The sequence below is a fragment of the Sphaerisporangium sp. NBC_01403 genome (assembly GCF_045040145.1).
Classification (GTDB): Bacteria; Actinomycetota; Actinomycetes; order Streptosporangiales; family Streptosporangiaceae; genus Sphaerisporangium; species Sphaerisporangium viridialbum.
The window spans coordinates 5,516,216-5,528,891 of sequence record NZ_CP109534.1 but is presented as its reverse complement, the minus strand read 5'-3'; the positions used below and the strand labels follow the sequence as shown (position 1 = coordinate 5,528,891).

Below are 12,676 nucleotides of genomic sequence, written 5' to 3'. Positions count from 1 at the left end.
CGTCAGTTCCCCTTCTCATCGGTCGATTGGGTGTTCTTCGCGCTCTTTCTACTTCTGGCGCCGCGAGCGCTCGCCGGCGGCCTCCAGGTGGCCAGGTCCTGCCGGGTCAGCTCATGCTCGGCGAGCCGGTCCCGCAGCCAGCCGGAGAAGTACTCCGCGGGCACGTCACCGTTCTCGGCGTCATACTCGTTGTGCCACTGGTGCAGCCACGGTTCCAGCTCGGCGACGCCCGCCAGCAGCGGGATCACCCGCTCGCCGGTGAGGCCGCGCTCGGCGACCAGGTTCGCCAGGGCGGTTGCCTGTTGCAGGTGGTCCCAGCCCGCCCAGCCGTAGACCGGGCTGGTGTCACCGTCCCGTTCCGCGCCGGGGTAGCCGATGAAGCGCTCCTTGGCCACGTCGAGCTTGCCGCGGTGCCGCCAGAAACCCGGGAGGAAGTCCGCAGAGCCGTACTTCGGCGGTACCCGGATCGGCGCCGGTCGCTCTGCCTCGGAACCGGGACCCGTCTCCGGGATCGGGATCTGCTCCTTCAGCCACCGCTCCTGGTGCCGCGCGTGGGCCGCCTCCCAGGCGTCCTCCTGCCGCTGGAGCTCCCAGACTTGCTCCCACTCGGCGCGCTTGCGCAGTCCGCTCTCCTTGTAGCGGTACGCGGCGAGGAACGGAACCTGCTCGTCCTTGAGGAGAGCGGCCAGGCTCGCGGTCAGGTCGTGGTCGGGGGTTCCGACGTAGAGGTCGAGGACCTGCCGGAAGTCCTCGTCGAGCCGGACCAGGTCGGCGAGCTGCGCCACGCTCAGCGCCCGCGGGTCCCCGTTCCGGTCGCTCCAGAGGCGCGGGTCTTCGAGCCGGTCCAGCAGCCAGTCGCGCAGTGCGGCCGCGCGTGCAGTCTCGTACGGTTCCGCCGCCCAGCGCCGCTTGCACTCCGGGCGCTCAACCAGGTGGAGCAGGGGCTTGTTCGAGATGAAGTCGATCCGCCGCCGGACTAGCTCTTTGTACGCCTCGGGCCAGTGTGCCGGGAGGTCGGTGCGCATGGTCGAGCGGTGCCGCTCGAACCAGGCGGTCTCCGTCTCCCCGGCCTCGACCTGCCTGCCGAGCACGATCTCGAACGCCCGCTGCCCGAGCGTCAGACCCGGCAGGTCGTCCCCGTCGTAGGTGAGGTCCTCCTCCAGGATCCCGTAGAGCCGGTAGACCTCCCAGTCCAGTTCCTCCTGCACCGAGATCATCCGCGCCCGGATCTCCGCGTAACGGTCGCGCGCGGAGTTCAGTGCATCCCTGGTTGGTAGGGCTCCCGCACACAAGGCTGTCGGTGTGACGTAGGCCAGCTCCCGGGCCAGATCATCCAGGAGTCGCGCCCGCTCCCCTGGAAAGTCGGTCGGGAGAGGAAATTCACTGACCTTCGTAGAGCCATACTGGAACCGGACGGTCCATTTCTCAGATTCCAGTCCGCGCTTGACGCCATTGCTGGGTTTGTCCTGGCTGACTTCTTTGAGCCAGAAGCAGGCCGTGGACGAGTTGAGTAGCCCCAACAGTCGCAGATGATCGTCCTCTGTCGCCTTCGCCTTCAGTTTGATCACCGGTGCGGTCTGCTTGAAGACTTTCCCACCCCTGTCCAGAACGAAGTGGTTGTGTGTCGCTACCTCCGCAAACGCGATCGACCAGGTGTGTGCACCCTCATCCTTCGGCAGTTGGTGCCACTCATACCAAGGGCGCCCCTCAGCGAAGTAGGTCCTCTTACTGAAGGTGGCGCGATTCCCGAGTTCTGTCCGTAATGGCCAGAGTCGGCGAGCGTGAAGTGGGGCGTCGTCTGTAAGCGATACGAGTGACTTTGTGTTGTCGTAGGGGTGGAAAGCGTGGCCGCCGGGCTTTGTGTCGAAGTCCCGAACCTCATCGCCGAGGACGAGTCGCTGGTGAAAGTCACCCTCTACGTGCTCTCGAATGAATATCCTGGCAGGCGCGGTCATCGCGTCATCGGTACCCATGACGCCGTAGAAGCCGATTCTCAGGATCTGACTGCCGAGCGTGAGGTCACGTGCAGACTCGATGGTCTCCTTGAGCGTATCTGCGCCGCCGCCAGAGAGGGACCAAGGGTGGCCGGAGAGGCGGGCGCGATCCAGGTCTGTGACAGTGATATAAGCGGTCCCACAAGGAAGTTCGCGCTGGTCGAGGTCAACATTTTCGACAATGGAGCGCCAAACCTTGCCGCGACTCGGATCGGCAGGCTGCGCAGGCTCACCGCGGACGCCTAGGACGGCACGGACCGTAGTAGGTCGGTTTCGGTCACGGTTCTTACCGATCAAAATCACAGTGGGGGTGCCGTGGCCGGGGATGTAGGCACCTGAAGTGTCGATGACGTGCGTGAGATCGACCTTGATGGCAAAGAATTCCTCGATGATTTTTTTGCCGAATTCACGCTTCATAAAGGAGTTTGCGGTTATCTGTCCCACATAACCGGGCTCGCTGTCGTCTTTGACCGCGAGGCGGAAGAAGAGCTCGGCGAAGGGAACTGACAATGCGTATTTCCGATGGCAATAGCCGTATCGATCTCGGTAGGCCTGATTAAGCGCCTTATCCTTGACCTGGATGTAAGGCGGGTTGCCGACGACGACATGGTAGCGGCCGTAATCGAGGATGCAGGGGAACTGGTCGAGGTCTTCCCATCCGTACAGGTGGTAGGCCAATGGATCGGCCTTTTCTGCCTCGTCCTCGTCTTGCTTATCGCCCCAAAGCATGCCCTCAACGTTGATCTCAGTCTGCCGACCGCCGGACGCGCCGCCGCCGTAGATGAGGGAGTCGCCGGTTCCGACGTTCAATCGCAGCTCTGGAGTATCGAGAGCGTCCAGGCGGGTCGCCCGGCAAGCACGGAGAGCGGCGACCATCAGGCGGAACTTGGTGATCGCGGTTGCGGCGGGGTTGATGTCCACGCCGTGCACGCTGTCCAGCGCGTGCTGCACCCGGACCCGAGGGTCGGTGCCGGGCTCTAGTCGGAGCCACTCGTCCAGCAGTCGGTCGAACGCGCCGAGCAGGAAGTGTCCCGACCCGCAGGTGGGGTCGATCAGCTTCAGTTCCGCCAGGTCGAATCGTTCCAGAGCAGGGGTGAGGGTCTGGTCGAGGATGAACTCCTCCACGAAGACTGGGGTCTGCAGCAGCGCGTACTTCTCCTGGACATGCACGGAAAGGTCCTGGTAGAGGTCGCCCAGGAAGCGAGTGTCCAGGCTCTCACTGTGGAAGTCGTGTACGAGCCGTACGCCGTCCTCGTCGCGGCGCCGGAAGGCGTCGATCAGCGCGTCGGCGCGGTCCGCCGAGATGTCCCACCACCAGACGAAGTCGGTGTCGGGAAGGAGCGCATGCCCGGCTCGGGTGGAGCGGAGCCAGCGGAACGCCTCGCGGAGCCACTCGCGAGCGTTGAGCCGAGGGTTGGCCGCGATCCATGCCTCTTCGGCGTCGGCCGCCTCACTTGTCGCGTGCCCTTCCGCATTGCGCGAGGCGATCCAGCGGTGCCCGGTCAGGTCGTTGTCCTCGCAGAACCGGATGAACGCGCAGGCGACCACCCAGGAACTAGCCGCCTGCTCACACTGGTCGTCCAGCCAGGCGGTAGGGCCCTCCCCTGTCCGCTTGGCGGCGCGGGCGGTGCCGTACATCTCGTCCAGCCGGGCCTTGAGCCCTGGCACGCTCCGCGCCTGATCTCGCAGGTCCGCCACCACGAGTTGAGCCTGCCGCTGGAGATCCCGTAACAGTTCGGCGGAGACAACCGACACCTGACGACCCCTTCCGTAGTCACACGCGCCTATAGATCATCCCAGAAATAGGTAAAGAGTTATTACCTTCAGCACGCTGTCAACTACATAACGAAATTCAGGGGTCGATCAGGCTTGGGCCACCTCGATTACTGCTGTCCACCGTGGGTCTGGATGTCACCCCGCCGTGCTCAGCGCGAAGAACGCCAGCGACTGAGCCTGGGGCTCAGGACGCGGCGGCATGCTGGTGGGCCCTGATCCAGGTGGTGGAGAGCTGGACCGCGCCGATGGCACCCGGAGCCGGGTGCCCGTCGAGGTGCGGCCGGCCGCTCTGGTTGGCGGGAAGCAGCAGCCACCGGGCCGCGGGGCGAGCCGAGGTCTGGTCGGCCAGTTCTTCCAGCACGGTCAGCCGGTCGTATCGTGCCAGCGGCGCCGCCTCCACGATCAGCAGGGGCTCCTCGGTGGTCCGGAGCCGCTCCTCCAGACTTTCGGCGGCCAGCGCGACGAGCTGGCGCAGGTTGGCCGCGTCCTGCGGGGAGGCGTCCGGGCGATCCGAGCGGAGCACCAGCGCCCAGTCGACGCCATGGGTCCGCGCGGTGGCGCGCATGGCGGCGAGCAACTCAGCGGTGACGTCCACCGTCTCGATGCCGAACCGGCGCTGGAGCGCCTCGATCGCCTGCGGATACCAGACATGCCCCACGTTGAGCGTGACGAATCCGCGATCGGTCAGCGAGACCGTCATCCGGCGTTCGAAGTCCGACGCGGCGCGGTCCCGCGTGGCGGCGGAGCCTCGGGTGCCCGACTGGTAGCTCGTCGGCGGGATGAGGGTGCTCTCGGCGCCTCGCGGCTGGTAGGCGGTCCCGGTGCGGACCAGCGGCACCTTCGCCAGCTTGATCAGGGCGTCCAGCTCGCCGAGACTCGTCGGAAGTGGCCCGATCTCCGGGTAGCGGGCGAGGACGCGAGCCCTGAGCTGGTTCGCATCCAGGCCATGCCGTAGCGCGCCGAACGACGAGGCCAGCAGTTCCAGGGCCCGGCGCGGCTCCATGCGCCGCGGATAGATCTCGCCGAGACCGTTGGCGGCAGCCCGTTCGGACACCGACGCGGCCAGCGTCGCGAGCCGTTCCGGGGGCAGCTCCGTCATGCCGGGTGCGAGTCGCACGGAACGCAGGGCGGCCTCGACCTGCGACGGCGACAGGAGCGGGTCCGCCGCGGCGAGCCGGTCGGCGGCCCGGGCCAGCCGGGTCGCGTAGTCGAGCAGGTCGGTGCCCGGGACGGCTTCCGGATCGGTGGGCTTCTCCAGCGCGATGACCGCGCCGCCCGGGGCGCGGCGGTGCAGGAGCCGGGCGGCGCCGCCCCGTTCGGACTCGACCTCGACGGCTGCCCTGACCAGACCGAGGGTCCGGCGGCGCCGGTCTTCACCGGCTGCGGCCGAGCCTCGCGAGACGAGCAGCGCGTCGGCCAGAGCCGCCGCGGAGCTCACCCCTCCCATCTCCTCGGCCAGGGCGACCAGCTCGTTTCGCACCTGGGCGAGCTTCCGCGGCCAGCCCTTGCGTGCCTCGGGCACGACCTGGCCGACCCGACCTCCGCTGACTCCGGCGGCCTTACCCAGGTCGGAATTGGACGGCCAGACGACGTCCAGCGCGTCGAGACCCAGGTAGAGCCGGAGGATCCGGAGCTCGGTGGAGTCCGCCTGTGCAGTCCCCTTCTTGGGGGCCTTGGGCAGCAGCGACTCCAGCACCGCGTCGATGCCGCGCCGGGAGTCGCCGTCCGTGACGACAGGCTGCATGGCGCCCTGCTGAAGCCGGCCGCGCCACTGTTTGGCTCGACGCCGAATCTCCTTCTTGGTGGGGTCGGCGATACCGGAGAGCCGGGAGAGCTCGAACGCGTTGCGGGCGAGCAGGTCCGCGACAGTCCGCACCTCGATCCGGTGCAGAGCGTCAACGGCCCGCGGTGTGAGCCCGGCGGCGGCGACCGCCGTCTCCAGCGTGGCCCCTGCCGCCAGCTTGTCGAGTTCGTCGCCGGTGACCGGGTTGACGCTGCCGCCGCCGGTGACCGGGACGGGTGCCGGAACGGCCGCGGAGATCCGCTGCCAGGCGGTCCGCATGCTCTCCAGGGAGTCATGCCGGGCCTTGACCTCGCGGGCGAGCGCCATGCGGAAGAACGAGAGCAGGCCGTCGCGGGCTGGACCCGGCTCGAATACGTCCTCGTCGATCGTGACGTCGCTGTCCACCGTCGCGGGGTGGCTGTTCCCCGTGCCGTAGAGGGGGGTCTGGCCGGTGGCCATCTCGTACATCGTGACCGCGGCGGCGTACCGCTCGGCCGCTTGGTCGTACTGGGGGCGGTGCACGGGATGGAAGAACGGGTCGAGGTAGGGCGGGGTGCCGACCGAGGTCTGCTCCACCGGCGCCTTGGCGAGAGAGAAGTCGAACAGCGTGAGGTGGACCTCGTCGTTCCTGCCGAGGGCACGGAACGCCAGGTTGTCGGGCTTGATGTCGCGATGGGTGACTCCGGCGAGGTCCAGCGAATGCAGGATCTCAAGCAGGTCGGTGCCCCAGCGGAGCAGGAAGTCCAGTGAGAGGCGACCCTCCCGCCGGATCATCGTGGCCAGGCTTTCCCGGCCGGCGTCCTCCAGCAGCAGCGCCGTACGTCCACTCACCTGCAGCGGACCGGCGAGACTGCGGGCGATCCGAGGTTCACGGGCACGGGGCAGCACCGAGGCCTCGTCGAGCAGTCGCTGCCTGGCGCCTTCCTCGTCCAGCGCCACCTTCAGGACGGCCTCGCCGAGCTTGGGATCCTTGACGAGCAGGGCGACGGCGGTGGACCCCTGGCCGAGCCGCTGCAGGACCTCGAACCGGCCGGGTTCTTCCTTCGTGCCGAGGACGGCGCCCTGCCCGGCGGTGAGCGGGTCGACCCGCGGCTGACCGCCGATCTCGGCGATCAGTTCTTCCAGGGCCTGCGCGAACCGGTCCACCGACTCGGTGCGCAGATCCACGTCACCCGTGGTCGCCTCGCGGACCAGATCGATCATCGTCTGCGAGGCGCCGGGCAGTTCAGGGGTGAGATCGAGGCCGTTCTCCCGAGCGATCCGCAGCAGCAGGTCCTCGTTCGACTCCGCGGGGGCCTTGCCGGTCAGGATGAGGAAGGTCAGCGCGCCCAGTCCGAACACGTCGGCCAGGACGGCGTCGGCGTCCGTGTTGTGCAGGGTCTCCGGGGCGAGGTAACCGTGCGCGCCCCGATCGGTCAGCGCCTCCAGGGTGCGGGTTCCCGCCACTTGGCCGGTCTGCCCGGGCGCCATCAGGCCGGCGGTGTGCCAGTCACGGACGCGGGCGCCGTACTTGCCGTCGCTGAGCGTCCGGACGTAGACCGAGAGCGGGCTGAGCCTGCGGTGGACCAGTCGGCGCGCGTGCGCGTACCGGAGCGTCCCGGTGAGAGTGCGGACCAGTTCCACACGCTGGTCCACGCTGAGGGAGTCCGCCTTCTGGCGGAGGAAGTGGTCGAGGCGGACCTCGGTCGGGTCGTGGGTGAAGACGACCGCCGGACCCCGCTCATGTTCGTACAGCTCGATGGCCCGCGCGATGCCCGGATAGGCGGCGTTCTCCAGGACGGAGTACTCCCGCTTGGCGGCCCGCAGGATCGCCCCCCGCTCCTCCTCGGAGGCCGCCTTGTTCACCAGGTAGAAGCGGACCCGGCGGGCCTCACCGAGCGAGGGATGCTTAGCGAGGTGGTCCTGCCAGCCAGGACCTTCCGCGATCGGGTCCTCCGAGACCAGCAGGTTGCCAACCCGGCGATGCTTGACGCTCTTGCGGACGCCGGCCCTGGCGATGAGCCGGGCCAGCTCCGCTGATCGCCTGCCGTCGATCAGGTCACGGGAGCTGCGCGGCGCGGCCTCCAGCGCGTCCTTGACGACCTCCTCGAGCCCGGCGGGCCCCTGCCCGTCGATCCGGTAGACGCCGGCCCGGCCACGGCTGTCGAGTCGCACCTCGGTGTCGGGGTTGTGCAGGACCACCGCGGCGTGGACGAATGGCAGCTGACGGCCGCCCGCGTCGACCAGGAGCTGCTTGAAGTGCTGGGCCTTGGAGTTGGCGAGGCGGATGGGGTTGTCCTCTGGACGCCCGTTGTGGAACCAGGTCTGCTGGTCGCCGGTGATCCGGCCGGACCAATGCTTCAGCTCCAGCAGGTAGATGCCGCCGCGCCCGATGACCAGGAGGTCCACCTCGTACTGGCGGTTGTTCTTGGTGGTGAAGGTGAAGTTGCTCCACGCCCTGTAGGGATCGGTCTCGCTGAGCAGTTCGCGGATCGCCGCCAGACCGCTCCGCTCATGGGTGTACTCCGAGGGAGTGACCTCGACCCAGCGGTTACTTCCGGGCTCCACCCGATCCCCCCTCTGGTCGTTAATAGCTCGCAAGTCTAGACATTTCCAATCTTGGGTTGTAGATCGCCTACCCCTCGGACTTGAGTGGGCCGTCGCCGGTCAGGAGCTGGAGGATCTTGACCGCTTCGCCTCGACTGAGCGCGTCGTGGCTCCGCTCGTTGCGGCGGTTGCGCAGGCATCCGTAGCAGGAGGTCTCCTCGCCGCAGTCGCAGCTGGACATCCGCTTCAGCGCGGTCTCGACGACGCGGTCCAGCGACGTGGCGATCCGCATCACCGATCCGGCCCCGCCGGGCACCGAGTCGTAGATCACCAGACTGGTCTGGCCATCGTGGCCGGGGTGCACGGCGCCGTCGATGTCGTTCCTGCTGATCTCAAGACCGTCCGCGGCTCCTTCGAGCAGGGCGTAGAGCGTGGAGATCCACTGCGGACTGGACAGCGCCAGCGAGTCCAGACGCAACTGCATGATGTCGGTCTCGTAGCTGTGGGCGAGAGAACGCCAGCGCAGCGTGCCCTTGCACTCGGACTGCCGCATGGGGTGAGTGTGGGTGGCGGCAGCCCTGCCTCTGCCCAGGTTCAGCGTGGCCCACCCGCACCAGTCGCAGATCAGGAAACCGCCGCCGGTCGCGCCCTCGGCCAGGGCGATCATCTTGCCGCGCGAGCCGGAACGGCACTGCACGGCCAGCCCATTCGTTGCCCGCCAGGTCTGTTCGACGGGTTCGGCCGCGAGCGACACCACATGGGTGGCCCCGTTCCACGAGGTCTTCGGCGGACTCATGCCGGGCTTCGCCGTCTTGTAGTCGGCGACGAAACCGAACTCCGGCACGTAGTACTCGCGGGGCTGCGTGTCGGCGGCCGTGCCGCAGGCCGGGCAGACCGGATCGAGCTTCTCGCTGCCCTGCCGGAAGTGCTGGCAGTGCTTGCACACGTAGTAGAGGTTGCTGATCAGTTCCCGGCCCGGCAGGCGGTAGAGACCCGCCGAACGCCACAGCACGCCGCCGGCGACCACCTCGGAGCCGGGCGCGTACTCGTAGATCGCGCTGGACAGGTCACGGTCCAGCTCCAGCCGTGCTCCGACCGAGCTGTCGCAGTGGGCGGTGCGCAGCTCGACGGTGTCCACCGGGAAGCCGTACTTGGGCAGCACGTTGCGGTTGGCCAGGAAACCGATCAGGTTGCGTTTGGTCAGCGTGTTGATGGTCCGCTGGTAGCGAGCCGCCTGGTCGAACTTCTTGCTGTCCGCGCACTCCTTGATGCGCTGCTCGAAGGTCTCGATGTCCTGGGCGAGCTCCAGCCGCACCTTCTCCAGGAGCTCGCACAGCTCGATCATCCACGATTCCGACTCCACGCCGATCTCGGCCTGCACCGACGGCGGCAGGATCCGGCGGAGGGATGCGGTGATCTGCTGGGGCACGGGAGTGAGGAAGTTCGCCACCATGGTGGAGGGCGCGTCCTTGCCGTCCTCTGCGAGGAAGAACTCGCCCGCAGTGCGCCAGATCTCCCCACTGGTCGCCAAGGCGTGGCGGAAGAACGCCGCGATCGCGACGGAGTGCGCGTGCCTGCGGTCGATCCGTTCGTTGCCGAGCGGCACGTATGGGGCGCGCACCTGGCCCGCGATCATGGTCTCGGGCTCCTGGTAGCGGGACAGGTCATGGGACCGCCGCTGGGCGTAGGTCAGCACGAGAGCGGCGGAGTCGGCCCGCCGTCCGGCCCGTCCGGCCCGCTGGATGTAGTTGGCCGTAGTCGGCGGCATGTTGCGCAGCATCACCGTCTGCAGTTCGCCCACGTCCACGCCCAGCTCGAACGTGGTCGAGCAGGACAGCACGTTGACCTCGCCGCGCAGGAACCTCTGCTGGATGCCGGCAGCCTCGTTGCCGGTCCACTGGGCGGTGTGCTCCTGGGCGACCAGCGGGATCGGCGACATGGTCTGGTAGAGCGTCCGGTAGTGGTCGGAGTCGGTCGTCGTCTCGACCAGCGTGCCTCCACAGCCGAGTGTGGGGCACACCCCGCGCACGGTCACGGTGGTGATGCGCCGGCACAGGTCGCACCGGTAGATCTCCGTGGCGGGCGAGAGCATCAGATGGGCATGACTGACCTGATGCACCACGCCGATCCTGTGCACCTGGTCCTTCGGCAGCCAGCCGTCCTTCATTCCGGTGAGCAGATCCCAGAGTTTCCCCAGCACCTCCTTGGGATCAACCGGCGAGCCGATCGCGTGAAGGACCCGCTTGAGATAGTCGAGCCGCCGGTTGACTCCTCGTGTCGGCACCCAGCTGAGGATCTTGAGCTTGGGCTCGGCTCCGTCCTTGCGAACGTAGATGGGGCCGCGGCGGGGGTCGAACGCCTCGTTGCGAGGGTCGACGTCCTCCAGCATGGTGATCGCGCCCTGGTTCCGCAGCGAACGGGTCAGCTCGGCCAGCAGCGTCCAGCACTCCTCCTCGGAGAGCCCCAGGCCGAGGAGCGCCGGCGGCAGCTTCCACTTTGGGTTGCGGTCCAGCTCCACCCGCATCAGGCCGAGGCCCTCCAACGACTGGCGCTCGTCCATCGCGACCAACTCGTGCATCAGCCAGAGGGAGACCTCGCGCAGCTTCGTCTGCGCGCTGTCCCGGCGTTTGAAGACGCCCGCGTCGGTGGCGGCCCGGGTCGCGTGGTGGAGCAGGTCCACGACCGGGACTCGGTCGTCGCTCTTGGTCGCCCGGGTGAGACCGTCGAGGATCAGACGGCGCCGCTGCAGGTTGGTGTAGCTGTTCTCCAGATAGGGGGCGAAGAAGGCCGCCTGCTGGCGGCTGTCGCTGAAGGTCAGGAGCTTCCGGCCTTCACCCGGCTGGTCGGCCGTGTCCACGTCTGGCGCGGGAGGCAGCTCCTGGTAGAGCGCGGTGGCCAGCACGGCCGCCGCCGCGTCGTTTCCGCTCTCGAACTGCCTGATCTGCCCGGAGCCCCTGGCGCCGCAGGCCAGGCAGGCTGTGGGGGAGCTGGCCTTGGTGTTCAGGCGCCTGACCGGCCGCAGTTGCGTCTCCTGGCAGCCGTCGCGTCCGCAGGTCATGGGGAGAAGGGCATGCAACGCTCCACACCGGGGGCACAGGTGGCCGTCCTGCGCGTCGGTCCCCGGCCCGGACTCCAGCGTCACGTCGTCCTCGTCTGCGACCTCGGGAGCGTCACCGATCAGGAGCCAGGTCCTGGAGTCCTTGTGCTTGATCCGGGGCGTGAAGACCGCACCGCCCGCGGACAGCTCCACCGAGCCGATGAGGTGCACGGCACCGCACCGCTTGCAGCCGGCGAGCTCGAACATGGCGCCGTCGCATGAGGTACAGACCTCGTGCCTGCCGAGTGAGACGTGTGGTCCGGTGCTCGTCAGGCAGGTGAAGGCGCCCTCGGTGGCGCGGGCGAACAGGTGGTAGCGGGCGGAGAGCACGGAGGTGCCCGATGTGTCGTGGACCCGGCTGCCGACCTGGACCAGGGCGGAGAGCGCGCCCTCGGGATCGTCCTGGCCACCGAAGATCAACTGTGCGAGCTTGTCAAACGATTTCGGCCCTCCGGAGAGCGTGCCCCGCAGCGTGGCCATGTTGTGCTCATGGGCGAGAGCCGTACCGGCGGCGGGATGGTCACCGTTCGTCCGCCGTAGCAGTTCACTGCCTGGGTCCTCGCTCTCCGCCAACTCCCGGTAGTCCGCCGCGGAGAGCGGTCCCCAGAACGGGCCCTCCGGCATGGACACCCGCGTCGCGCTGACAAGGTCCTTGCGGCTCTCGTCGCCGTCGACCCACTCGAAGTCGACGTTGAACAGCTTCGTCGCGAAATCCATGACTGCCGGCGGCTGGTCGCCCACGGTGGCACTGGTGGCGATGCACTGCAGCCGCTGTTCGGGCGCCACCCGATCATGCAGGCGGCGCAGCAGCATGCCGAGTTCCTCGGCCTTCGCACCGTCATAGACGTGGGCCTCGTCGAGCGCGATGAACCTCCAGTGACCGCCGTGGATCCCCTCGAACAGATCCATGTCGGCAGGACGGAGCAGCAGGTACTCCAGCATCGCGTAGTTCGTCAGCAGGATATGCGGGGGGTTCTCGCGCATCTCCTCCCGGCTGAGCAACTCGTTCGGCAGGCGCGGCTGCCCGGGGTTGAGCTCATCGAACTGGGCGGCGCCCTTGTGTGCTTGCTCAGGGGTGTCGCCGGTGTAGCGGCCGAAGGTGATGTGCGGCACGGACGCGAGGAGCTGTCTGAGCCGCTTCAGTTGGTCGTTGGCCAGCGCGTTCATGGGATAGAGCAGTAGCGCCCGCACGCCTGGACCGAGTTGCCCGTTCGCGTGTTCCTGCACCAGGGCGTTGAGGATCGGGAGCAGGAAGCTCTCCGTCTTACCCGAGCCGGTGCCGGTGGCCACGACGAGGTTCCGCCCGGTTGTGGCCTTGCGCAGCGCACGCTCCTGGTGCAGGTAGAGGGGGCGGTCCAGCGGCAGAGCCCGTCCGCCGAGCGCGGCGAACTCCTCGCCCAGCACCTTCTCCGCGATCAGCTGCCGGAGCGTGGCCCCCGTCTTGTAGGGCGGTGTCGCCTCCAGCAGCGGACCTTTCGTCAGCATCGGGCTATTCGTGAT

At 67.9% G+C, this 12,676-nt stretch carries 3 protein-coding genes; all 3 read right to left on the bottom strand.

The window, feature by feature from the left end; all coding sequences use genetic code 11:
* Nucleotides 1-2: 2 nt before the first annotated feature.
* A complete protein-coding gene (pglX, locus tag OG589_RS24640) occupies nucleotides 3-3,749 on the bottom strand; it encodes a BREX-2 system adenine-specific DNA-methyltransferase PglX (protein WP_405139932.1) in 3,747 nt (1,248 codons plus the stop codon).
* A gap of 205 nt (nucleotides 3,750-3,954) precedes the next feature.
* Nucleotides 3,955-8,100, bottom strand: a complete 4,146-nt coding sequence (pglW, locus tag OG589_RS24635) for a BREX system serine/threonine kinase PglW (RefSeq protein ID WP_405139930.1) — start codon at nucleotides 8,098-8,100, stop codon at nucleotides 3,955-3,957.
* A 67-nt stretch (nucleotides 8,101-8,167) separates the two neighbouring features.
* On the bottom strand, nucleotides 8,168-12,661 hold the full coding sequence (locus OG589_RS24630; RefSeq protein ID WP_405139928.1) for a DEAD/DEAH box helicase: 4,494 nt from the start codon (nucleotides 12,659-12,661) through the stop codon (nucleotides 8,168-8,170).
* Nucleotides 12,662-12,676: the final 15 nt, after the last annotated feature.

Excerpts from the sequence above, each read along its gene's own strand:
- OG589_RS24630 (WP_405139928.1), bottom strand. The coding sequence starts at position 12,661 with ATGCTGACGAAAGGTCCGCTGCTGGAGGCGACACCGCCCTACAAGACG.